This window comes from Listeria grayi DSM 20601 (assembly GCF_000148995.1).
GTDB classification, from domain to species: Bacteria; Bacillota; Bacilli; order Lactobacillales; family Listeriaceae; genus Listeria; species Listeria grayi.
The window spans coordinates 1,092,515-1,114,951 of sequence record NZ_GL538352.1 but is presented as its reverse complement, the minus strand read 5'-3'; the positions used below and the strand labels follow the sequence as shown (position 1 = coordinate 1,114,951).

Sequence of the window (22,437 nt, the reverse complement as noted above, 5' to 3'; positions counted from 1 at the left end):
ACTAGATAGGGACAGTCACCGAAGTGAAAACGCTTGTGTTCCATGCGTTGATACATTAAAATATAAAAGTATAAGAGTAAATCGCGGAGGTATCACTATGCAAATAGAAAAGTTACGTGGACAAGGGTTAGACCACTTTTTTGAAGGTATCTTGTCTTTAAATAATTTAGAAGAATGTTATGCATTTTTTGATGATGTTTGTACGGTAAATGAGATCCAATCTATGGCACAGCGTTTTCAAGTTGCGAAAATGCTGCATGAAGGCAAGACCTATAGTGTGATCGAAACGGAGACAGGTGCCAGCACGGCAACGATCTCAAGAGTCAAACGGTCGCTCAATTACGGAAATGATATGTATGAAGTCGTGTTTGCAAGGATGGAGCAGGATAATGAAAAGTAAAATTATTTGGCGAATAGCTGCTGTTATCATTGTGATCATTGCTATAATCGTCGCTGTCAACATGATGATAACGAAAACACCACTCGAATACTCGTTGCCATGGCATTGGGTTTTCATCGGCTGTTTTGTCGTTACATTGTTAGTCAACATTCGCGGACGTCATTTAGTCGGCCTTTCGATCGGGCTTGGAGGATTGTTCTTACTTGTGACAAGCCTAGTGATCCGCGCGCTATAAATTAATTTTTTCGTTCGCAGTATTTTAAGCAGGCGTTAGCAAACCAGTGGTTTTTGTTTCTTGCAGAAATCACTGGTTTTATTTTAGTGAAAAAACGGTAAATAGACAGATGCGACTGAGAAAAACTAATGGTATAATAGTAAGGTTAATAAAACAAATGCGATGCCTGATTGGGATAGGAGAAGAAAATGAGACATTTATTCAAATTGGACCCGGCAAAAGCAAATACAGAAGCACTTATCCAGCGATTGGCGGAGGCAGGAACAGATGGTTTTATTATTGGTGGAACAGATGATATCGAGGCAGAGCAAGTACATACGCTCTATCAATGGGCGGATAAAACAGCGCTGCCGATTTTTATGGAAATAAGTGAAGAAGCTTTTATTATTGGAGCGGCAGATCATTTTCTCGTTCCGCTTGTCTTAAATACGACGAATATCGCTTGGTTTGGCGGGAAGCATCAAGAAGTCATCAAAACCTATCATCCCTACATGCCGTGGTCGAAAATTTGGACAGAGGGTTATGTGATTTTGAATCCGGAGGCAAAAGCGGCGAAACATGCCGATGCGAATACGGATCTGACATATGATGATGTTGCAGCTTATGCACTGATGGCAGAAAAGCTTTTCGCATTGAACATTTTGTATATCGAATATAGCGGGACATATGGTGATGCGGCTTTAGTCCAACATGCCAAGCATTTTTTGAAGCAAACTAAGTTATGGTATGGCGGTGGGATCAGGAATAGAGAACAGGCGCTCGAAATGGCGGCTGTCGCTGATACGATCATTGTCGGCAATGTGATTTACGAAGATGTGGATGAAGCGATTCAGACGGCAAAACTTTTCGCGGATAAATCCGTGACGAATCCAGAGACAATATGATAAAATAAGAACAAATGTTTGTATGGTGGTGTAGATAAATGCAAGGAAATGCAGAACAATTAGTCCACGGATTAAATCCGGAACAACGCAAGGCAGTAGAAACGACAGAAGGACCATTACTTATCATGGCGGGAGCCGGTAGTGGAAAGACAAGGGTGCTGACACATCGCATCGCTTATTTAGTACGTGAAAAAGGAGTAAGCCCGTATAATATCTTGGCAATTACTTTTACGAACAAAGCAGCTCGCGAAATGAAAGCGCGGGTCGGCAGTCTTATGGGAGGAGAAGGCGAATCCATTTGGATCTCGACATTTCACTCGATGTGTGTTCGGATCTTGCGCCGTGATATTGATCGGATCGGTTATGAACGAAACTTTACAATTCTCGACAGTGGTGACCAGTTATCTGTTATCAAAGGTATCTTGAAAGATAAGAATGTCGATAGCAAAAAATTTGAACCGCGCGGGATTTTAGCATCGATCAGCAACGCAAAAAATGAACTGATCACAGCCGGGGAATATAAAAAAGAAGCAGTCGGTTTTTATGACAAAATGGTTGGCGATGTATATGAAGCTTATGAAAAGAAATTAAAACGCAACCAAGCACTTGATTTTGACGACTTGATCATGGTAACGATCCAGCTTTTTGAACGTGTGCCGGAAGTGCTGGAATACTACCAGCGCAAGTTTCAATATATCCATGTGGATGAGTATCAAGATACGAACCACGCGCAGTATCTATTGGTCAAACTGCTTGCTGCTAGATTTAAAAATCTATGCGTCGTAGGGGACTCTGATCAATCGATTTATGGTTGGCGCGGAGCTGATATCAGTAATATCTTATCGTTTGAAAAAGATTATCCGAAAGCAGCGGTTATTTTGCTGGAAGAAAACTATCGTTCAACGAAGCGCATTTTAGAAGCGGCGAACAGCGTGATCGAAAACAATAGCAATCGTAAACCGAAAAAACTGTGGACTAGCAACAGTGAAGGGAAAAAGATTTTTTATCATAAAGCACTGACAGAAAAAGAAGAAGCGGCTTACGTCGTTTCCAAGATCCAAGAGTTGAAGCGCCCTTACAGCGACATCGCGATTTTATATCGTACCAATGCACAGTCGCGGGTACTGGAAGAATATTTCATGAAATCGAATATCGCTTATACGATGGTCGGCGGTACAAAGTTCTATGACCGCAAAGAGATCAAAGATATTTTGGCTTATTTACGCTTAGTAAGCAATAATGACGATGATATCAGTCTGACACGAATCGTAAATGTACCGAAGCGTGGAGTTGGTGCGGGTACGCTTGATAAATTGAATAACGTCGCAACAAGCTACGATCTACCATTGTTTGAAGTGCTTAATCGTATTGAAATGGCAGGGATCTCTGCTAAAGTAAGCAAACAGCTGGTCGAATTTTACGAACTTGTCCATGGCTTTACCCAAATGCAGGACTATTTATCTGTAACAGAACTGGTGGAAGAGATCCTCAAGAAAACCGGTTATCGTGAAATGCTAGAAAACGAGCGGACGATCGAAGCACAGACACGGTTGGAAAATATCGACGAGTTCCTTTCTGTTACTCAAAACTTTGAAAAGGAAAGCGAAGACAAATCATTGCTTGCTTTCTTAACAGATCTGGCACTTGTTGCCGATGTCGATCGTTTGGAAGATGAAACAGAAAATAATGGGTCCGTCACCTTGATGACGCTCCACTCTGCCAAAGGATTGGAATTCCCAGTCGTTTTCCTTGTCGGCATGGAAGAAGGGATTTTCCCGCATTCCCGTGCGATCTATGAAGAATCGGAAATGGAAGAGGAACGCCGGCTTGCTTATGTGGGGATCACACGTGCGGAAGAAGAATTATTTATCACCAGTGCTTATTCCCGGATGCTTTATGGCCGTCCGTCTTCCAATTTGGAATCTCGCTTTATTGGTGAGATCCCCGCTGATCTTGTCGAAACAGGCAATGAAAGCAAAGTCAATAAAGAAATGCCGTTTGCGAAACGGAAAAAAATCGCCGCTCAGAAAAATGTACCCGCTTATCAGGCTTCAGGCGCTGCTAAACTCGGCTGGGCAGTCGGGGATAAGGCCAATCATAAAAAATGGGGCGTAGGAACGGTTGTCAGCGTCAAAGGTGAAGGAACAGGTATGGAACTAGATATCGCTTTTCCTGACCCGGTTGGCATCAAGCGTTTACTGGCAGAATTTGCGCCTGTAGAAAAAATATGAGTGAAGTAGGTGTAGATGATGGGGGACAAAAAACGTTACGAAGCATTGATCGAAGAACTTAATCAATACAGCTACGATTACTATGTGCAAGATAATCCGAGCGTGGAGGACGTCGTTTACGATAAAGCCATGCAGGAACTTTTGAAAATCGAAGAAGCACATCCGGATTGGATCACAGTAGATTCACCTTCCCAGCGTGTTGGCGGAGAAATTTTGGAAGGTTTCCAAAAAGTAACGCATAAAACACCGATGCTTAGTTTAGGAAATGCCTTTGGAGAAGACGATTTGCGCGACTTTGACCGCCGCATCCAGGACCGCATCGGCGATGGAACAGAATACGAATATATGTGTGAACTTAAAATCGATGGATTGGCAGTATCGTTGATCTATGAAAACGGTGAGTATCGCCAGGGAGCGACCCGCGGCGATGGAACAACCGGAGAAGATATCACGGCCAATTTACGGACAGTGCGTTCGATCCCAATCAAATTAAAAGAAACTTTGTCGATCGAAGTACGTGGCGAGACCTATATGCCCAAAAAATCATTCCAAAAGTTGAATGGAGCGCGGGAAGAAGAGGGACTACCATTGTTCGCAAATCCACGCAATGCAGCAGCGGGATCGTTACGTCAATTAGACACGAAGATCGCTGCAAAACGGAATCTGGATATCTTTCTTTATTCCGTTGCCGATTTCGGCGATATGGGTGTGACAAAGCATAGCGAAGGCCTTGATTATTTAGAAAAATTGGGATTAAAAGTCAATAAGGAGCGCCGCGTCTGCAAAAATATCGAGGAAGTACTTGCTTACGTCGAAGAATGGACCGCCAAACGTTCCGATCTAGCCTACGAGATCGATGGGATCGTTGTTAAACTGAACGACCTTAGGCAGCAGGAAGAAGTTGGCTACACCGTCAAATCGCCGCGCTGGGCGATCGCGTACAAGTTTCCAGCAGAAGAAGTGCCGACGGTCTTGCGCGATATCGAACTCCGCGTTGGCAGGACGGGTGTCATTACCCCAACGGCGATCCTTGATCCCGTTCATGTGGCGGGAACGACTGTCAGCCGAGCATCCCTTCACAATGAAGACCTGATCAAACAAAAAGATATTCGTATCAAGGACACTGTCATGATCAAAAAGGCAGGCGACATCATTCCTGAAGTGATCCGCAGTCTCCCTGAGAAACGTACAGGCAGTGAGGAAGAATTTCATATGCCAGTGCATTGTCCGGAATGCGGCAGTGAATTAGTACGGCTGGAAGGCGAAGTTGCCTTGCGTTGTATTAATCCGAAGTGTCCGGCACAGCTTAAAGAAGGCCTTATCCACTTTGTTTCCCGGTCCGCGATGAACATTGACGGCTTGGGAGAGAAAGTAGTTCGGCAACTGTTTACACATGAATTGATCCACGACGTCGCAGATCTCTATTTCCTTTCTAAAGAGGAATTGTTACAATTAGAAAGAATGGGTGAAAAGTCAGTCACCAATTTGCTGGCAGCCATTGAAAAAAGTAAGCAAAACTCATTAGAACGGCTGCTGTTCGGGCTTGGCATCAGACATGTCGGAGCGAAGGCAGCACGATCACTTGCGATTCATTTTGAAACCATGGATAATGTGAAAGAAGCATCTTTAGAAGACCTCATAGCTATCAATGATATAGGGGAAATCATGGCGGATTCGATCGTGACTTATTTTGAAAATGAAGAAGTCCACAGTCTGCTTCAGGAATTAGAACGTGCAGGTGTCAATATGACGTATACTGGTCCGCGTTTAGAAGAAGTTCCGGAAGAAGACCTCGTGTTTGCTGGTAAAAAAGTTGTTTTGACTGGGAAATTGGAACAACTGAAAAGAGACGAAGCAAAGGCGCTGATTGAATCGCTGGGCGGCAGTGTTTCTGGGAGTGTAAGTAAAAATACAGATATTGTTGTAGCTGGCAGTGATGCAGGTTCCAAACTGGAGAAAGCAGAAGAACTGAGCATCCCTATCTGGTCCGAAAACGACCTTTTAGAATATTTACCAGACGAAGGCGGATTGATAAAATGAAGAAAATACTGATCGCAGCTTTGGGACTATTATTGATTCTCTCAGGTTGTGCACCGAAACTCGATGCAAATGACAAAGTCGTACAAAAGAATAAAACGAAAAAAGCAGAAACAGGTATCATGACAAAAAATCAGATCTCCTCTGATTTTTATAAGACTGTCTTGCCTTACAAAGCGAGTAAATCGCGAGGATTAGTCGTTTCCAACATTAATTCCAGATACGATATCAATGAGCTTGAAACGGGATTGATGCGGATCTCACAAAATGACTACTCTCCAGACAATTATCTTTTCCAAGAAGGGCAGTACTTAGACAAAGAGACGTTGACGAAATGGCTGGATCGTAAAAGCAAGAAAAACAGTGCTGGCTTGAATCCAACTGATAACGGCTTCGGGGAAAATCGGAATCCGATTTATCTTGCCCATATTTTGGAACAGGATTATTTGAAGAAAGTAGATAAAGACACAGTCGCACTCGGCGGGATCTCGATCGCGCTGGCAATGAACTCCGTCGATTACTACCAAAAAGAAGAGTACGGCGATACCTTTGAACAAGCGATTTCCGATAGCGAATTGTTAAGTAAAGGGAAAAGCATGGCAAACACGATATTGAATCGTATCCGCCAAACAAAAGGACTAGGCAATGTTCCTGTTACCATTGCGATCTACAAACAAGGACAGCGTAATGCCGTTGTTCCGGGGAATTTCTTGGCATATTCGACCACGGATAATGACAATGTCGGTAACTGGAAAAATCTCAATGAAAAATACTATGTGCTTGGATCAAGCGAAGCAGCCAAAAAATACAAAACAGATAACGATAGTTTTTTGAATTTCAAAGCTGATATTGAAGACTATTATCCGAATTATACCGGTGTAGTCGGTCGTGCAAGATATGAAAACAATCAGCTGTCAGAACTAGATATCGATATTCCGCTTCAGTTCTACGGGGAAGCAGAGATTATCGGATTTAGCCAATATATCACCGATTTAGTCGGGAAATATTTACCGAAAGATGCGGATATCCAAATCAATATTTCCACTTCGGAAGGTCCGGCAGCATTGATCACCCGTTCCAAAGAGGACGATAAAGCAGTGGCTCATATCTATAATTAGGAGGGATTTTGGTTGTCAAATATATCAAAAGAAACAGTAGAAAAAGTGGCTCATTTAGCAAAACTAGAAGTAAGTGAGCGCGAGGCAGAAGTATTCGCGGAGCAACTTGGGAATATCATTACAATGGTCGAAAAACTAAACACTTTGGATACGGCAAATGTCGAGCCGACTTCTCATGCGATCGATGTCTCCAATGTATTGCGTGAAGATGTCGCGCATCCTGGTTTAGACCGCAAATTGGTACTCAAAAATGCACCGGAAACACAAGACGGCATGTTCAAAGTGCCAACGATTTTAGAAGACTAAGCGAACATTCAAGGAGGGAAAGTACTTTGGGATTATTGGATTATTCAATAAAAGAATTACATGATAAGTTAGTAAATAAAGAGATCACGGCTTATGATTTAGTAAAAGCATCGTATGATCGAATTGAAGAAGTAGAGGACAAGGTAGGTGCTTTTCTGGAACTAAATAAAGAACAAGCCCTAAGCGTTGCAGAAGAACTAGATGATGCCGGTTTTGACGCCAAACATATCTTGAGCGGTTTGCCGATCGGGATCAAAGATAATATCGTAACCAAAAATCTGCGTACGACAGCAGCCAGTAAAATGCTGGAAAACTTTGATCCGATCTACGACGCAACTGTTGTAAGCAAATTAAAACAAGCGGAAACGATCAATATCGGTAAACTCAACATGGATGAATTTGCGATGGGTTCTTCTACGGAAACTTCTCATTTCCATAAAACACGTAATCCATGGAACTTGGATAAAGTTCCCGGCGGTTCCTCTGGTGGTAGCGCAGCAGCTGTTGCAGCAGGCGAAGTACTATTTTCACTAGGAAGCGATACTGGTGGCTCGATCCGTCAACCAGCAGCTTTCTGCGGAGTTGTCGGAATGAAGCCTACATATGGCCGTGTTTCCCGTTTTGGATTGATCGCGTTTGCTTCTTCACTTGACCAAATCGGTCCAATCACACGTACAGTAGAAGACAATGCTTATTTATTAGAAGCAATTGCTGGCGTGGATGAAAATGACTCGACTTCGATCAATGAACCGATCACTAAATATACGGATCATTTAACAGGCGACATCAAAGGTCTGAAAATCGGTGTACCGAAAGAATACTTCGGCGATGGTATCGAACCCGGTGTGAAAAAGGCCGTCATGGAAGCACTGAAAAAATTAGAAGAACTTGGAGCAGTATGGGAAGAAGTTTCCCTGCCGCATTCTGAATATGGCGTGGCAAGCTATTATATTTTAGCTTCCAGTGAAGCATCCTCCAACCTTGCACGTTTCGACGGTGTCCGCTATGGATACCGCACACCAAACGCTGCAAACTTAGAAGAATTATATACGAAAACACGTTCAGAAGGTTTTGGCGATGAAGTCAAACGCCGGATCATGCTTGGTACCTATGCTCTTAGCTCCGGTTATTACGATGCTTACTACAAAAAAGCCCAACAAGCACGTACACTTATCAAAAAAGATTTCACAGATGTGTTTGCGGATTACGATGTGATCATTGGACCAACTGCACCGACAACGGCTTTCGATATTGACGGTATGATCCATGATCCAATCACCATGTATTTAAATGACTTACTTACGATCCCGATCAATCTGTCCGGCGTACCGGCGATTTCTGTTCCATGTGGCTTTTCTGATGGATTGCCTGTCGGTTTGCAGATCATCGGTAATTATTTCGATGAAGCAACGATCTATAAAGTTGCCCACGCATTTGAACAATCAACTTCATTCCATAAAGAAAGACCAAATTTATAGGAGGCGCTGTAGAAATGAACTTTGAAACAGTAATCGGACTTGAAGTCCATGTAGAATTAAAAACAGAATCAAAAATCTTTTCCTCTGCGCCGGCCCATTTTGGTGCAGAACCGAATACCAATACGACGGTCGTAGATTTAGGGATGCCGGGTGTCCTTCCAGTCTTGAATAAACGCGCCGTAGAATACGGAATGAAAGCTGCCATGGCGATCAATTGCGAAATCGCTACGCACACAAAATTCGACCGTAAAAACTATTTTTATCCCGATAATCCCAAAGCCTACCAAATCTCGCAATTCGATAAACCAATCGGCGAGCATGGCTTTTTGGAAGTAGAAGTAGACGGCGTGAAGAAAAAAATCGGTATCACGCGTTTGCATTTAGAAGAAGATGCTGGTAAAAACACCCATACGTCTCATGGTTATTCGCTGGTCGACATCAATCGTCAGGGAACACCACTTATCGAGATCGTTTCTGAACCAGATATGCGTACAGCTGATGAAGCTTATGCCTATTTAGAAAAATTGAAATCGATCATTCAATACACGGGCGTTTCCGATGTGAAAATGGAAGAAGGATCGATGCGCTGTGATGCGAATATTTCTGTGCGTCCAGTAGGACAAGAAGCATTTGGTGTAAAAACGGAACTTAAAAACCTTAACTCGTTTAATAACGTACGCAAAGGAATCGAATATGAAGTAGAACGCCAAATCGCCGTACTTAAAGCCGGTGGTGAGATCTTGCAAGAAACACGCCGCTATGAAGAAGCAACTGGGAAAACGACATTGATGCGTGTCAAGGAAGGTTCCGATGATTATCGGTATTTCCCGGAACCAGATCTGGTGGATCTATTCATCGACGAAGCTTGGAAGGAAAAAATCAAGCGTACCATTCCAGAACTGCCGGACGAAAGAAAGGCACGCTACGTTTCCGAACTAGGATTACCAGCCTATGATGCTATGGTATTAACACTCACAAAAGAAATGTCTGATTTCTTTGAGGGTACGGTACAGGCAGGTGCAGACGTAAAACAAGCATCGAACTGGCTGATGGGCGAAGTGTCTGCTTATCTGAACGCGGAACAAAAAGAATTGCATGATACAGGTTTGACACCGGAAAACTTAGCAGCGATGATCAAACTTATCCAAGCAGGAACGATCTCTTCCAAAATCGCCAAAAAGGTTTTCCGTGAGCTTGCTGAAAATGGCGGCGATCCAGAAGTCATCGTGAAAGAAAAAGGTCTTGTACAAATTTCTGACGAAGGTGAATTGCGAAAAATCATTTCCGATATTTTAGACAACAACGAACAATCGATCGTTGATTTCAAAAATGGGAAAGATCGCGCAGTCGGCTTCTTAGTCGGTCAAGTAATGAAAGCAACGAAAGGCCAAGCAAACCCGCCAATGGTCAATAAATTATTAGTAGAAGAAATGAACAAGCGCTAAACATAAGAAAAGGAATAAAGCTCATGTCTTTATTCCTTTTTTGTTTGCAAAAAAAGTATCAGAATAGTTTTTGCCAGTTAAATTTGCTATAATAGAAATACTGAGGAAAAAATGAGATTGGCCGTTAGGCTTGTTTGTTTAGTAAGAGAGGATGACCATCATGCAAAAAAGTGCCCGAGTGATTTATAATCCGACATCTGGCCGTGAAATTATCAAAAAAAACTTAGCAGACGTGCTATCGATATTAGAGCAGGCAGGGTATGTTGCTTCCGCTCACGCAACAACGGCTGAACCAGGCGATGCCAAGCGAGCTGCCGAAGAAGCAGTCGAAGCACATTATGATCTTGTGATCGCTGCTGGAGGCGACGGGACGATCAATGAAGTGATCAACGGGATCGCTGAAAAACCTTATCGTCCGAAAGTCGGTATTATCCCAACTGGAACGACTAACGATTTTGCCAGAGCATTACATATTCCACGCGACGTTATCAAAGCGACGAAGATCATTGCGGAAGGTGACAGCATTGCGATGGATATCGGAAAAGCAAATGATACCTACTTTATCAATATCGGCGGAGGCGGACGTTTGACTGAGCTTACGTATGACGTTCCCAGCAAGTTGAAGACGATGCTTGGCCAATTGGCATACTATTTAAAAGGAATCGAAATGATCCCTTCTTTGAAACCAACAAAAGTACGAATTGAATATGATGACGGCGTTTTTGAAGGCAAAACCTTACTTTTTTTGCTCGCACTAACAAATTCGATCGGCGGTTTTGAGAAAATCGCTCCAGATGCGAAACTCGATGACGGAAAATTTTCCTTGATCATCGTGAAAAAGACGAATTTACCAGAACTTATTCGGCTGATTACATTGGCACTACGCGGCGATCACATCAAAGAACCGAATATCATCTATACAAAATCGAGCAAAGTTGTCGTAACCTCGAAAGACAAAATGTTGATTAACTTAGACGGCGAACTTGGCGGCGAGACACCAATGACATTTTTGAATTTAAAACAACACATTGAATTTTTCGCTGATAGCGTGGCACTACTTGATACAGATCTATTTATCGAAAAATAAAGGCGGAAAATGATCCGCAGCACGATGAAATGTTCAGATTCTAGGAAAAGGAAAGCAGAACCTTTGACCCGGAGTCGGGACATTTTTATCATGTGGTACTTTCCGAATGAAAGGGGCGAAGTCAATGAGCACAGAATTAGTAAAGAAAAATGACATCATTGATGTAGAAATAGAAGATTTAACACACGATGGAAACGGCGTTGCAAAAATCGACGGATATCCGCTTTTCATTCCCAATACATTGCCAGGTGAAAAGGCAAGTGTCCGAGTAGTGAAGGCGAATAAAAAGTACGGTTTTGGCCGTTTAGAAAACCTGACCCAAACAAGTCCAGAGCGTGTGGAACCCCCTTGCGAAGTTTATGCTAAATGCGGTGGCTGCAGCTTGCAGCATTTAAGTTATGACGGGCAGCTAGCGTTCAAACAGAACCAAGGCGCGCAAAACATGAAACGGATCGGAAAACTGGATGTGGAAGTGAAGCCAACACTGGGAATGGAGATGCCATTTCGCTATCGGAACAAATCACAAGTCCCTGTTGGTTACGTGAATGGCAAGATCCAAGCAGGTTTTTATCAAAAACGAAGCCATGACATTATTGATATGGATACCTGCCTGATCCATAATCGAACCGGAGACGATGCTGTTCAGATCGTACGCCGCTTACTCGAAAAATATGCGATTATGCCTTATCAAGAAGAAACAGGCCGCGGCGATATCCGCCATATCATGACACGTTATGGCAAAACAAGCGGCGAACTGATGATCGTGCTCGTAACAACGCGCAAAAAATTTCCAAACCTGACTGAATTAGTGGCTGATATCCAAAAAGAAGTACCAAACATTGCTTCCATCGTGCAAAACATCAATGCCGCAAAAACGAATGTGATCATGGGCGAGACGACCCGTACATTATGGGGAAAAGAAATGATCACCGATACGATCCACGGCATCCATTTTGCTATTTCGGCGAAGTCGTTTTACCAAGTCAACCCAGAGCAAACGGAAGTATTATATCAAGAAGCACTAGACGCAGCAGGACTGACAGGGGATGAAATCGTAATCGATGCTTACTGCGGAATCGGCTCGATCTCCCTTTGCCTAGCCAAAAATGCCAAACATGTTTATGGCGTGGAAATTGTACCACAAGCCATTATTGACGCAAAAGCAAATGCCCAGTTGAATCAGCTGGACAATGTCACCTTTGAAACCGGAAAAGCAGAAGAAGTGATCCCAAATTGGTATCGATCTGGCATCAAAGCAGATGTTTTAGTTGTCGATCCACCTCGCAAGGGCTGCGATGAAAAGCTTTTAGAAACGATTATTGATATGAAACCGAAAAAAGTGGTTTATGTGTCCTGTAATCCGGCTACACTTGCCCGAGATATGCAGATTTTGACTGCAGGTGGTTATACTGCGAAGACGGTTCAGCCGGTGGATATGTTTCCGATGACGAATCATATTGAGGCAGTGACGGTACTAGAACTACAATAAAAAAACGACTTGCAAGTAAGACACTCGTCTCGCTAGCAAGTCGTTTTTGCTATGATCTCCTCCACAATAACCTCCGGCGATTTTTCATCCGTCGTAATAATATGGCTCGCGACTCCTTCATACAACGGAACTCGTGGCTCAAAAATCGCTTCTACTTCTGCCATCGTTTTTTGCTGGATCAATGGCCGTGAGGTATCTTCTTTCAAACGTTCTAAAAATGTCGTAGGCGATGTTTGTAAGTAAAATACAGCTGGATGCGAGGTGAGTAATTCGCGGTTATCGGCATTCAGAACAATCCCACCACCAGTTGAGATGACACCATTTTTCCCTAGCAATTCCTGTAATTTCGCTGTTTCTAATTTCCGAAAAGCTTCTTCTCCGCTTTCCGCAAAAATCGCCGCAATCGTTTGCTTCTGATCCTGTACGATTTCTTCATCGATATCATAATAAGGCATGCCCTTACGTTTCGCCAGTAACTTTCCGATCGTCGTTTTGCCGGCACCCATGAACCCGACAAGGATGACTTGCTTCATGTTGCGTCCCTCCTTATTTTATACATAAAAGCGCTAAAGAAAGTATAGCACAAAACACGATTTTCCGAAAATAGGAATCAATGGTTTTAAATCATACGGTTTCATTGTACAATAGAGATAATAACTTTAGCTAAAGGAGCGTCTATGAGCGAAGAAAAAATATATACCAATAAGCGTCTCATTGTTTCGGAGATTTTGATTTGGCTAGCGGCTTGTCTCTTTATCTACATCGGCTTTGTCCATATCAAAGGTGTTACTGGTTTGGAAAAAACGATTTTATTCCTGTTTTTACTACTCGTGATGATTTGGCGGGGAAGTAAACTACTACAAGTTTTCCCTGTGATCATCCTCTCGGAAGCCGGGCTGACGTATCGCACGGATTTCAAAACATGGGAGGAGATCGAAAAGATAGAATTGATCCCGGGGAAACTCGGTTTGGCGTTTACCCAAAAACTGCATTTGACAACGTCGATCAAAGGACGTGAGGAAGTCATTTGGAATATCACCGCTGCGGATAGTCAGTTGGACTTAGAACAACTATTAGTGCGGATCAATACTTACCGGCAGTTCACAAGTACAGAAACGGTAGAATTCAATTAAAAGAAATAGCAGTGAATCTCGGAAAAGGAGGTTCCTGTTTTTGCTAAGGGGGCAATAAAAGTGAAGATTTTGGTTTTTGGTGGGACACGATTTTTTGGGAAACAGCTTGTAGAGGCATTGATAGATGCGGAACACGATGTAACGATCGCAACGCGTGGGAAACAGGAGCATCCATTCGGAGATAAAGTGAGGACCGTCGTGCTCAACCGTACTTTACGTGATGATGTGTTTCGAATCGCGAATGAAAAGTGGGATGTTGTTTATGACAATATCTGTTATTCACCACAAGAAGCCAGCTATGCAGTGAGTGCCTTTAAAGACAAAGTGAAACGCTATATCTTCACATCTTCTAAAGCTGTCTACCGCAACAAAGACCGCGAACTTACGGAAAGCGACTTTGAACCAAGCACCTATGAGATCATTCATGGCTCAAAAGATGATTTCGATTATGGTGAAGGCAAGCGTCTTGCCGAGGCAGTTTTTTTCCAAAAAGCAACATTCCCAGTAGTGGCTGTTCGCTTTCCGATCGTGCTTGGTGAGGCAGATTATACCGAGCGGTTGGAATTTCATATTGAACATATCCGTCGTGGAAAAGAAATCGCGATCACGCATGAACATGCGGCGACTGATTTCATCTTAGATCAGGAAGCAGCACGCTTTTTGAAATGGGTAGGAACAGAAACAGATGTAACAGGACCGATCAACGCTAGTTCGGACGGTAGCTATACCCTTCAAAAAATTATCGAGATCATTGAAAGCAAAGTAGCAAGAAAATGCAAATTAGAATTTATCGCCGACCAAGAGGACAATTCGCCATTTGACATTCCAGGAACGAACACGCTGAATACAGCTAAAGCAAAAGAAGCCGGATTTGAATTTGAGAATTTAGAAGATTGGTTTCCAAAATTAGTCGATACCTTGATTCAATCTGGTAAATAGAAAGGGAAGAAAAATATGCTCTCATTTGAAGAAAAACAAGCAATTATTGAAAAAATGGATGGCTTAGAAGCAAATCCGGTCTCGCTTGGACGCATCAATTACCATTATCCCGAAAGCAAGCGCGATAAGCAGATCGTAGTTAAATTTTTACACCCGAACGGCAATGGCTTTGTTTATTTGCCAGATTCTCCCGAAGCCGGCAAAGATGGCTTTGTAAACATCCGCGATTATAATGCCACGGAATTGGAAGCCGTTTTAAAAGGGGCGATGGGCTATCTACAGACCGATGGCGAACCCTATCAAAATGGGGATACGATTCTTTTCCGCAATGACCGCGGCGAAGAATTACGTACCAGTTATGAAAATGAAATGTGGATCATCTATACAGGTGATAATGTGGAAGCCGTTTTTCCTAGTTTGGAAGCTGCGCAAGGCTACTTGCTAGATGAAGGTTTTTACGAAGCTTGACCGATAGATAGGAGGAAGAGGATTTGGAAACAGTGAAACAGCTGCAGGAACGTATCGCGGTGAGCAATCATCGAGAAGCTGCAGATATCGTTATTAAGAATGGAAAAATTGTGAATGTGTTTTCCAAAGAGATCATGACAGGTGATATTGCGATCAAGAACGGCTATATCGCTGGAATCGGCGAGTTTCAAAAGGCAAAGACCGTTATCGATGCAAAAGGAAAATACTTGGTCCCAGGTTTTATCGATAGTCATGTGCATGTCGAAAGCGCAATGGTGACACCGGCAGAATTTGCTCGGGTCCTACTTCCAAATGGCGTGACAACGATCGTTACTGATCCACATGAGATCGCAAATGTTGCTGGAGAAGCAGGTATTACGTTTATGCTTGAGAATGCGGAGGGGATTCCGCTGGATATGTTTGTCATGCTGCCTTCCTCCGTACCAGCCACCCAAACAGAAAATAATGGTGCAGAATTAAAAGCAAAACAGCTAAAGCCACTTTATGCACATCCAAAGGTGATCGGTCTAGCGGAAGTGATGGATTTTCCTTCTGTAGCTAGCGGAAGCGAGGATATCTTGCAAAAGATTCTTGATGCCAAAGCGGAAGGCGGCCGAATCGATGGACATGGCGCCGGCCTGCACAGTCAAGATCTTAATAATTACTTAGCAGCAGGGATTCGCACCGACCACGAAAGCACATCCGCTGAAGAAGCGCTCGATCGGTTACGTGCAGGGATGTATGTGATGCTTCGTGAGGGAACAGTCGGCAGGGATCTGAAGCATACATTAGCTGCTGTAAATGAAACGAATAGTCATCGTTTTTGTTTCTGTACCGATGATAAATTGATTTCCGATATTATGACAGAAGGTTCGATCAATTACCATGTGAAGATGGCGATCGCCAGTGGAATGGATCCGATCACAGCAATCCAGCTTGCATCGATCAATGCGGCTACTTGCCATCAACTTCCCTATTTAGGTGCGATCGCAGCAGGTTATCAAGCAGACATCCTCTTCATGGATGACTTAACAGAAGTCTCTATCACAGATGTGATGAAAAAAGGAGAACTTGTCGTAGCCGACCATGTTCGTAAGGAAAGTTATTTCCATTCGACTGGAAAAACGGAGTTCCAATCGCCAACCGTTAGACATCAGTTGAAGCCAGAAGATCTGGAACTGCACCTTCATTCTTCATTATGTAATGTTATCGGCATTCGTCCGAACCAATTATTTACTGATCCACTTCAAGAGACCGTTTCCCTTGAAAGTGGTCAATTTATGCCTTCGATTCATGCCGATCAACAAAAAATGGTCGTGGTCGAACGACACAAAAATACCGGAAACGTAGGTCTTGGCATCGTCAAAGGATTTGGACTACAAAAAGGCGCGATCGCTACGACAGTGGCACATGATTCGCATAATATCGTGGCCGTTGGTGCCGATGACGATTCGATCATGCTTGCTATTGAAACGATCACGGAGAAAAATGGCGGTATCGTTGTGGTTGCAGACGGGAAAGTATTATCTTGCCTGCCGCTGCCAATTGCCGGTCTTCTAAGCGATGACACTTTTGAAAACGTCCAGAGCGGGCTACTGGAATTAGAAACAGCATTCCACAGCATTAGTACAGCTCGCGGGTTTGATCCATTTTTAACACTATCATTCTTAACATTGCCAGTTATCCCGACATTAAAATTAACGGATAACGGATTGTTTGATTTTGAAAAATTCCAGGTGATTCCGGTGGAAGTAGAATAGTAAGAAAATAAATGAAATAAAAATAGTTTTGCGTAAGTATTTGACCAAATGCTTACGCTTTTTTTGAGGAGAAAAGCAGTAGTTACCTCAAAGCGTTTGACAAAAAAATGAAACCAATGTAATGTTTATGTAATAAATACATAGTTTGCAAAAAGGGAGAAATGGTTGTGACGAAACAAAAATATCGGCGTTACTTAGAAGATGAATATGCGGAAATGATTGGCGATGAGGGAGAATTGGGCTGGTTTGGCTGGTCGATAATTGGGCTATTCCTTTTTATTATTGTTATTTGTGCAATTCCGTTTGTTGCTTCAGTTATCCATTTTTACGTTAACTAAAGGAGAGAAGAAATGTTTTTAGTGATCACTGCTTTTTTAATTGTGTCACTTATTATTAGTGCAGTAACAAGTCATCGAGAAACGAAAAAAAGAAAAATCACTTATTACATCAATATGCCGATTTTAATTTTTTGGGGGATTGAATGGATAGACAAATTAATCGAATTATTTTAAAAAGGAGAAATCATGACATTCAAAGAAGCATTCGTATCATTTTGGAAAAATTATTTTAATTTTACAACAAGAACAAGCAGAAGCGAATTTTGGTTTAATTTTTTATGGCTAGTAGTAGCAGAATTTATATTAGCGTTTTTCTCGCAAGATAATTCGCTTGGCGTAAGTTTTCTTTTTAACGTCATTACTTTTATTCCTTCTTTAGCGTTATTTTCTAGGCGCTGTTATGATATTGGGATGAATAGTAATCTTATCCCATGGTTAGTAGCATTCATCGTTATAGCCGACTTTTTTTCTTTGTTTGGCGGAGCATGGGAAGAAGTAGGTTTAGGTTGGTTGGCAGACATTATTACGTTAGGTAGTTTGATTGCGCTTTTGCTAGTCGGTCTGAAAAAATCAGCAAGATAAAAATATAGAAAAAGGGAGTTCGAAGAGATGAGTAAATTTATCGTAGACAAATTAATTGGCTTTCAAGAGAGGAAAGAGCTAGTAGCTATTTATGCCAATCCGGATGCTGATTTTCATTACGCGGGATATATTGAAGCAGTGACCAATTTGGAATGCTTGTTCCGAGTAATCAGCGAAAATGGCGAAGCGAATGGGTATCGGGCCATTCCAATCGAATCCATCTATCAATTAGAGACGAATACGTTAGCTATGCAGGATGTACTGGTATTGGCAAAACACAGAGGAACAGAGCATACAGCTCCGTTTCTAGAAGTCCAGTTGAAAAAGAAATATTCACTAATGGAATATATCACAGATTTGTCGAAAATAGAGCAGCTCGTGCTTGGTGTAGAGCTTTTTGATGACAGTGAAAGCTTTTATGGCTATGTGCTGGAAAATGTAGAAGATGCCATCGAATTTCAAAGTTTTGATGTGGACGGACGTGCGGATGGCGTAATTATTATTCGAAAAGAAATCATTTCTTCTTATACATTTAAAGGAGAAATTGAAGTGGGGATCGAAAATAAACGAAAAAAAACAATTTAGTTCGCATTGGAGACCGGAAAAGAGATTTTTTGGTCTCTTTTTTTGAATAGTTGACTTCTTTGCTTTATCATGGTACAGTATTAGCAAATAGAAGTAAATGTGAAGAACAGAATAGTAATTTAAGGTTTAGCCGTTTATAGAGAGCTCTTGATTGCTGGGAAAGAGTAACGGCACTTAGGTGAACACATCTGGGAGCAGGTTTATTGAAGGAAGAAGTAGGTAAATTCGGGACGGCCCGTTAAAGCCGGACAGTCAATTTTATGACTGGTTGAGGTTGATATTGTGAGATATCAATAAAACTGAGGTGGAACCACGTGAATGATATTCCCGTCCTCTGAGCAGCACTGCTGCCCGGAGAACGGGATTTTTTATTTTTACAAAAAAGGAGCGAAAACAAATGACTTATGTACTACAAATCATGCCAGCGTTACTTGAAGGTTTGAAGACGACGCTACAAGTATTTTTCTACACACTACTATTATCCATTCCGCTCGGAGCGATCATAGCCCTGGGGAATGTCAGCAAAATCAGACCGCTTCGCTGGATCATCGATACCTATGTGTGGATCATGCGAGGGACTCCGCTATTATTACAATTGATTTTTATTTATTATGGCGCACCTTATTTCCATTTGATCCTAGAACGATATGAAGCGGTATTATTCGCATTTGTTCTCAATTATGCAGCCTATTTTGCGGAAATCTTCCGCGGCGGCATTTTATCGATTGAAAAAGGGCAATATGAAAGTGCGAAAGTTTTAGGTCTGAGTTATGGACAAACGGTTAGAAAAATCGTGCTGCCACAAGTTATCAAACGTGTTTTACCGGCAATCGGGAATGAAGTCATCAACCTAGTGAAAGATTCCTCGCTAGTTTATGTCTTAGGATTAGGTGACCTGCTACGAGCTGGGAAAATTGCTTCCAACCGCGATGTGACGTTGATACCACTCGTATTAGTCGGTCTTATCTATTTGCTGCTCACAGCCGTTTTGACACTGCTTTTCAAACGGATCGAAAAACACTACAATTACTATAAATAAGGGGTGGATCATATGTTAAAAATCAAAAATGTAACGAAAAAATTTGATGATCGATTGATTTTAGATAACGTATCGCTGACACTGGCGGATAATGAGATACTATCGATCGTTGGTCCGTCAGGCGGCGGGAAAACGACATTACTGCGCTGTATCAGCGGTCTTGAAACGATGGATAGTGGAGAGATCTGGATCGATGAGGAAAAAATCGATTTTGAAAACAAGAAAAAGCCAGTTGAACCGATTGGTGTCGTTTTTCAAGAGTTCCACCTCTTCCCACATTTGACAGTGTTGGATAATATTATTTTAGCGCCGCAGCTGGTCGGCAAACAATCGAAGCAAGAAGCCAAACAAGAAGCAGAACGCATCTTGGCGTTGCTTGGGCTGGCAGATAAAAAAGAACATTTGCCATTCCAATTATCCGGGGGACAAAAGCAGCGGGCTGCGATTGCCAGAGCTTTGGCGATGAAACCGAAAGTGCTTTGCTACGATGAACCGACTTCTGCGCTTGACCCGGATCTGAAGGGGCACGTGGAAAAATTGATTTTAGATTTGAAAAAAGAAGGCATCACGCAGATCGTCGTTACCCATGACCATGACTTTGCGAAAAATATCGCGGATCAATTGATGGAAGTGGAACCAAAAGGATGATAAAGGAGCAAATCATATGAAACGCAAATATTACCTGCTGCTCATTCTGACACTACTTGCAGTCTTACTTTCTGCCTGCAGGATCGCCGGTAGTGATAGATGGACAGCGATAAAAAAAGAGAAAGAGATCGTTGTTGGCTTAGATGATACTTTTGTGCCAATGGGGTTTCGTGATAAAAAAGATAAGATCATCGGCTTTGACGTCGATCTCGCAAAGGCGGTTTTCAAAGAATATGGCATTAAAGTAAAATTCCAGCCGATCGACTGGACGCTCAAAGAAACCGAATTGAAAAACGAATCGATCGATTTGATCTGGAATGGCTATACAGTGAATAAAGAACGTGCGGAAAAAGTGGCTTTTTCGCAGCCGTATATGAAAAATGAACAAGTGCTAGTGACACTCAAAAAGAATAACATTCGCTCCTTTGCAGGAATGAAAGGCAAACTATTAGGTGCCCAAAATGGTGCCAGTGCCCTTGATGATATGGCGAAGCAGCCGGAAGTGCTGACAAATATCATCAAAAATAAGCAGCCAGAACTCTATGACAGTTTTAATGATGCCTTTATCGATCTGAATAACAATCGGATCGACGGACTGATCATTGACAATGTCTACGCGCGGTATATTATCGCCAAACAAAAGAACCGGGCGGATTACCGAATCACCACCGGCGGCTTTAAACCAGCAGATTTTGCAGTAGGTATGCGCAAAACAGATAAAACGCTGAAGAAAAAAGTCAACCAGGCGTTTGACAAGTTATATAAAGAAGGAAAAATGCAGCAGATCAGCAAAAAATGGTTTGGAAAAGATGAAATATCCAAACAGCCTGAAAATTGACAATTATCATTGTTTGTTTTACAATATTCCCTATTATCGATTGCGTCTAAGTTGGAGGAATGAAAAATGGAAAAAGAACTGATCGTACGCGGAGCACCGCAAGAATTTGTATGCGAAACGGGGGCATGGCAAACGTTGCCGCGTCACTTAGAACGTCGTGGATTGCAGCGCATCCTTGTCTTAAAGGGAACGAAATCATGGGAAGTTGCCGAACGCTTTTTCCCGGAACTGCCAAATTACACGGTAGCTTTTCACACATATCAAGGTGAAAGCACGTATGAAGAACGTGACTTTTTAGTAGAAAAAATAGTTGAGGAAAACTGGGAAGCAGTTGTTGCAGTTGGCGGTGGGAAGATAACTGATCTGGCAAAAGCGGCCGCTATCGTCTCGAATAAGCCTGTTATTATTTTTCCCACATTAGCCTCTACTTGTGCAGCTTATACCCCACTTAGTGTTATGTACTCGCCAGAGGGAAGTATGATTCGTTATGATGTTTTCCCCCGCAGCAATGGTCTTGTTCTACTTGATCCAGAAGTGATCCTCCATTCGCCGAAAGAACTACTGATCGCCGGTATTGGCGACACGCTTGCAAAATGGTACGAAGCCGATGTTATCATTCGTCAGCTGGAGCAAAAACCAGTCGAAGTCGAGATTGCTCACTTTACTGCGAAATTATGCCGCGATAATCTTTTGCAATATAGCGAAGCAGCTCTGACAGCAATGGAAGCAGGCGAATTGAATGAAGCATTTGTGAAAATCGTAGAGACAAACATTATGGTTGGTGGAATGGTCGGCGGATTTGGTGACGATTACGGTCGCTGTGCTGGTGCGCATTCGATCCATGACGCGTTGACGATCTTACCGGAAACGCATCATCTCCTCCATGGAAACAAAGTAGCCTATGGTATTTTTGTGCAATTAGTTTTAGAAGGCAATTGGCAAGAGATCGATACGCTACTGCCGTTCTATCAATCCTTGCAACTTCCAGCAAGCCTTGTAGATCTTGGCTTAGCAGAGCTTCCAGAAGAGAGATTAGCAGAAGTGGCAGATCGTGCAGCTTCGGAACACGAAACGATCCACTTGATGCCTGGTAAGATGACTGCGGATAAAGTGTTGCAAGCGATCGATCAATTAGAGATCTTTATGGAGAAAAAAAGGATCCAAGTGTGAAAAAAGCTTCCTTATGCGAAACGACATAGGGAAGCTTTTTTATTATTTACGAAGCATTGCATTTTCATCAAAAAAGCGTTATCCTAAAACAGAAGATAACTAAAAACAATAAATCGCTAGGGGCGCTATTTAGCTGAGATAATCGAGAGATTGGTCCCTTTGAACCTGATTTGGTTAGCACCAACGTAGGGAAGTGAGTGGATATAGTTGCTAAATAGCTGTCTAAC

24 protein-coding genes, 1 riboswitch and 1 other annotated feature are annotated in these 22,437 nt (G+C 42.4%); of the genes, 23 read left to right on the top strand and 1 reads right to left on the bottom strand.

Going from position 1 to position 22,437, the window contains the following annotated elements; all coding sequences use genetic code 11:
- Positions 1–97 precede the first annotated feature (97 nt).
- The 11 genes from HMPREF0556_RS05595 to rlmD all read left to right on the top strand — a co-directional run bounded on the left by HMPREF0556_RS05595 (position 98) and on the right by rlmD (position 12,710).
- Positions 98–400 (top strand): YerC/YecD family TrpR-related protein, encoded by a 303-nt coding sequence (locus tag HMPREF0556_RS05595; protein WP_036107437.1) that lies wholly within the window; start codon positions 98–100, stop codon positions 398–400.
- Complete coding sequence (locus tag HMPREF0556_RS05590) at positions 390–635, top strand: hypothetical protein (protein ID WP_003756332.1); 246 nt, start codon at positions 390–392, stop codon at positions 633–635. Before HMPREF0556_RS05595 ends, HMPREF0556_RS05590 begins: the two co-directional genes overlap by 11 nt.
- Positions 636–823: 188 nt before the next feature.
- Positions 824–1,519, top strand: coding sequence for a geranylgeranylglyceryl/heptaprenylglyceryl phosphate synthase (locus HMPREF0556_RS05585; protein WP_003756330.1), 696 nt, complete (start codon positions 824–826; stop codon positions 1,517–1,519).
- A 38-nt stretch (positions 1,520–1,557) separates the two neighbouring features.
- Positions 1,558–3,750: a DNA helicase PcrA gene (gene pcrA, locus HMPREF0556_RS05580; protein WP_003756329.1), complete on the top strand. Its 2,193-nt coding sequence runs from the start codon at positions 1,558–1,560 to the stop codon at positions 3,748–3,750.
- A gap of 18 nt (positions 3,751–3,768) precedes the next feature.
- On the top strand, positions 3,769–5,790 hold the full coding sequence (ligA, locus tag HMPREF0556_RS05575; protein WP_040486505.1) for an NAD-dependent DNA ligase LigA: 2,022 nt from the start codon (positions 3,769–3,771) through the stop codon (positions 5,788–5,790).
- Positions 5,787–6,905, top strand: coding sequence for a CamS family sex pheromone protein (locus tag HMPREF0556_RS05570; RefSeq protein WP_003756326.1), 1,119 nt, complete (start codon positions 5,787–5,789; stop codon positions 6,903–6,905). Before ligA ends, HMPREF0556_RS05570 begins: the two co-directional genes overlap by 4 nt.
- Positions 6,906–6,917: 12 nt before the next feature.
- A complete protein-coding gene (gene gatC, locus HMPREF0556_RS05565; RefSeq protein WP_003756324.1) occupies positions 6,918–7,211 on the top strand; it encodes an Asp-tRNA(Asn)/Glu-tRNA(Gln) amidotransferase subunit GatC in 294 nt (97 codons plus the stop codon).
- A 26-nt stretch (positions 7,212–7,237) separates the two neighbouring features.
- A complete protein-coding gene (gene gatA / locus HMPREF0556_RS05560; protein WP_003756320.1) occupies positions 7,238–8,689 on the top strand; it encodes an Asp-tRNA(Asn)/Glu-tRNA(Gln) amidotransferase subunit GatA in 1,452 nt (483 codons plus the stop codon).
- Between the two features lie 14 nt (positions 8,690–8,703).
- Entirely contained in the window at positions 8,704–10,134 is a 1,431-nt protein-coding gene (gene gatB / locus HMPREF0556_RS05555; protein WP_003756318.1) for an Asp-tRNA(Asn)/Glu-tRNA(Gln) amidotransferase subunit GatB, read from the top strand.
- A 160-nt stretch (positions 10,135–10,294) separates the two neighbouring features.
- Positions 10,295–11,221: a diacylglycerol kinase gene (locus HMPREF0556_RS05550; RefSeq protein ID WP_040486504.1), complete on the top strand. Its 927-nt coding sequence runs from the start codon at positions 10,295–10,297 to the stop codon at positions 11,219–11,221.
- A 124-nt stretch (positions 11,222–11,345) separates the two neighbouring features.
- Complete coding sequence (rlmD, locus tag HMPREF0556_RS05545) at positions 11,346–12,710, top strand: 23S rRNA (uracil(1939)-C(5))-methyltransferase RlmD (RefSeq protein WP_040486503.1); 1,365 nt, start codon at positions 11,346–11,348, stop codon at positions 12,708–12,710.
- 32 nt (positions 12,711–12,742) lie between these two features.
- Here the strand turns inward: rlmD and HMPREF0556_RS05540 are convergent, their stop codons facing one another.
- Positions 12,743–13,243, bottom strand: coding sequence for a shikimate kinase (locus HMPREF0556_RS05540; RefSeq protein WP_003756312.1), 501 nt, complete (start codon positions 13,241–13,243; stop codon positions 12,743–12,745).
- A gap of 144 nt (positions 13,244–13,387) precedes the next feature.
- Between HMPREF0556_RS05540 and HMPREF0556_RS05535 the strand changes: the two genes are divergently transcribed.
- The 12 genes from HMPREF0556_RS05535 to HMPREF0556_RS05490 all read left to right on the top strand — a co-directional run bounded on the left by HMPREF0556_RS05535 (position 13,388) and on the right by HMPREF0556_RS05490 (position 22,210).
- The gene (locus HMPREF0556_RS05535; RefSeq protein WP_003756309.1) at positions 13,388–13,843 is read left to right on the top strand and encodes a hypothetical protein; all 456 of its coding nucleotides are present in this window, start codon (positions 13,388–13,390) and stop codon (positions 13,841–13,843) included.
- A gap of 60 nt (positions 13,844–13,903) precedes the next feature.
- Positions 13,904–14,782, top strand: a complete 879-nt coding sequence (locus tag HMPREF0556_RS05530) for an NAD-dependent epimerase/dehydratase family protein (RefSeq protein WP_003756308.1) — start codon at positions 13,904–13,906, stop codon at positions 14,780–14,782.
- Between the two features lie 15 nt (positions 14,783–14,797).
- Complete coding sequence (locus HMPREF0556_RS05525) at positions 14,798–15,250, top strand: ATP12 family chaperone protein (protein ID WP_003756305.1); 453 nt, start codon at positions 14,798–14,800, stop codon at positions 15,248–15,250.
- Between the two features lie 23 nt (positions 15,251–15,273).
- Entirely contained in the window at positions 15,274–17,010 is a 1,737-nt protein-coding gene (ade, locus tag HMPREF0556_RS05520) for an adenine deaminase (RefSeq protein ID WP_003756302.1), read from the top strand.
- 167 nt (positions 17,011–17,177) lie between these two features.
- Positions 17,178–17,348, top strand: coding sequence for a hypothetical protein (locus HMPREF0556_RS13420; RefSeq protein ID WP_169308994.1), 171 nt, complete (start codon positions 17,178–17,180; stop codon positions 17,346–17,348).
- Between the two features lie 12 nt (positions 17,349–17,360).
- Positions 17,361–17,522 carry a hypothetical protein gene (locus HMPREF0556_RS13415; RefSeq protein WP_003756300.1) on the top strand — a complete coding sequence of 54 codons (162 nt, stop codon included), beginning with the start codon at positions 17,361–17,363 and terminating at the stop codon, positions 17,520–17,522.
- Between the two features lie 12 nt (positions 17,523–17,534).
- Entirely contained in the window at positions 17,535–17,930 is a 396-nt protein-coding gene (locus HMPREF0556_RS13005) for a DUF805 domain-containing protein (protein WP_003756298.1), read from the top strand.
- Positions 17,931–17,957: 27 nt separating this feature from the next.
- Positions 17,958–18,515 (top strand): hypothetical protein, encoded by a 558-nt coding sequence (locus HMPREF0556_RS05510; protein WP_003756296.1) that lies wholly within the window; start codon positions 17,958–17,960, stop codon positions 18,513–18,515.
- A gap of 93 nt (positions 18,516–18,608) precedes the next feature.
- Positions 18,609–18,853 (top strand) — a binding site (T-box leader).
- 59 nt (positions 18,854–18,912) lie between these two features.
- Complete coding sequence (locus HMPREF0556_RS05505; protein WP_003756294.1) at positions 18,913–19,554, top strand: amino acid ABC transporter permease; 642 nt, start codon at positions 18,913–18,915, stop codon at positions 19,552–19,554.
- Positions 19,555–19,566: 12 nt separating this feature from the next.
- Positions 19,567–20,202, top strand: a complete 636-nt coding sequence (locus HMPREF0556_RS05500; RefSeq protein WP_003756292.1) for an amino acid ABC transporter ATP-binding protein — start codon at positions 19,567–19,569, stop codon at positions 20,200–20,202.
- Between the two features lie 16 nt (positions 20,203–20,218).
- Positions 20,219–21,040: an amino acid ABC transporter substrate-binding protein gene (locus HMPREF0556_RS05495; RefSeq protein ID WP_003756290.1), complete on the top strand. Its 822-nt coding sequence runs from the start codon at positions 20,219–20,221 to the stop codon at positions 21,038–21,040.
- A gap of 66 nt (positions 21,041–21,106) precedes the next feature.
- A complete protein-coding gene (locus tag HMPREF0556_RS05490; RefSeq protein WP_003756287.1) occupies positions 21,107–22,210 on the top strand; it encodes an iron-containing alcohol dehydrogenase family protein in 1,104 nt (367 codons plus the stop codon).
- Positions 22,211–22,318: 108 nt separating this feature from the next.
- Positions 22,319–22,419: riboswitch (TPP riboswitch) on the top strand.
- Positions 22,420–22,437 lie beyond the last annotated feature (18 nt).

Bases quoted from the DNA above. Each gene is read 5' to 3' on its own strand.
- HMPREF0556_RS05595 (WP_036107437.1), top strand. From the start codon at position 98: ATGCAAATAGAAAAGTTACGTGGACAAGGGTTAGACCACTTTTTTGAA.
- HMPREF0556_RS05590 (WP_003756332.1), top strand. From the start codon at position 390: ATGAAAAGTAAAATTATTTGGCGAATAGCTGCTGTTATCATTGTGATC.
- HMPREF0556_RS05585 (WP_003756330.1), top strand. From the start codon at position 824: ATGAGACATTTATTCAAATTGGACCCGGCAAAAGCAAATACAGAAGCA.
- pcrA (WP_003756329.1), top strand. From the start codon at position 1,558: ATGCAAGGAAATGCAGAACAATTAGTCCACGGATTAAATCCGGAACAA.
- ligA (WP_040486505.1), top strand. From the start codon at position 3,769: ATGGGGGACAAAAAACGTTACGAAGCATTGATCGAAGAACTTAATCAA.
- HMPREF0556_RS05570 (WP_003756326.1), top strand. From the start codon at position 5,787: ATGAAGAAAATACTGATCGCAGCTTTGGGACTATTATTGATTCTCTCA.
- gatB (WP_003756318.1), top strand. From the start codon at position 8,704: ATGAACTTTGAAACAGTAATCGGACTTGAAGTCCATGTAGAATTAAAA.
- HMPREF0556_RS05550 (WP_040486504.1), top strand. From the start codon at position 10,295: ATGCAAAAAAGTGCCCGAGTGATTTATAATCCGACATCTGGCCGTGAA.
- rlmD (WP_040486503.1), top strand. From the start codon at position 11,346: ATGAGCACAGAATTAGTAAAGAAAAATGACATCATTGATGTAGAAATA.
- HMPREF0556_RS05540 (WP_003756312.1), bottom strand. From the start codon at position 13,243: ATGAAGCAAGTCATCCTTGTCGGGTTCATGGGTGCCGGCAAAACGACG.
- HMPREF0556_RS05535 (WP_003756309.1), top strand. From the start codon at position 13,388: ATGAGCGAAGAAAAAATATATACCAATAAGCGTCTCATTGTTTCGGAG.
- HMPREF0556_RS05525 (WP_003756305.1), top strand. From the start codon at position 14,798: ATGCTCTCATTTGAAGAAAAACAAGCAATTATTGAAAAAATGGATGGC.
- HMPREF0556_RS13415 (WP_003756300.1), top strand. From the start codon at position 17,361: ATGTTTTTAGTGATCACTGCTTTTTTAATTGTGTCACTTATTATTAGT.
- HMPREF0556_RS13005 (WP_003756298.1), top strand. From the start codon at position 17,535: ATGACATTCAAAGAAGCATTCGTATCATTTTGGAAAAATTATTTTAAT.
- HMPREF0556_RS05510 (WP_003756296.1), top strand. From the start codon at position 17,958: ATGAGTAAATTTATCGTAGACAAATTAATTGGCTTTCAAGAGAGGAAA.
- HMPREF0556_RS05505 (WP_003756294.1), top strand. From the start codon at position 18,913: ATGACTTATGTACTACAAATCATGCCAGCGTTACTTGAAGGTTTGAAG.
- HMPREF0556_RS05500 (WP_003756292.1), top strand. From the start codon at position 19,567: ATGTTAAAAATCAAAAATGTAACGAAAAAATTTGATGATCGATTGATT.
- HMPREF0556_RS05495 (WP_003756290.1), top strand. From the start codon at position 20,219: ATGAAACGCAAATATTACCTGCTGCTCATTCTGACACTACTTGCAGTC.
- HMPREF0556_RS05490 (WP_003756287.1), top strand. From the start codon at position 21,107: ATGGAAAAAGAACTGATCGTACGCGGAGCACCGCAAGAATTTGTATGC.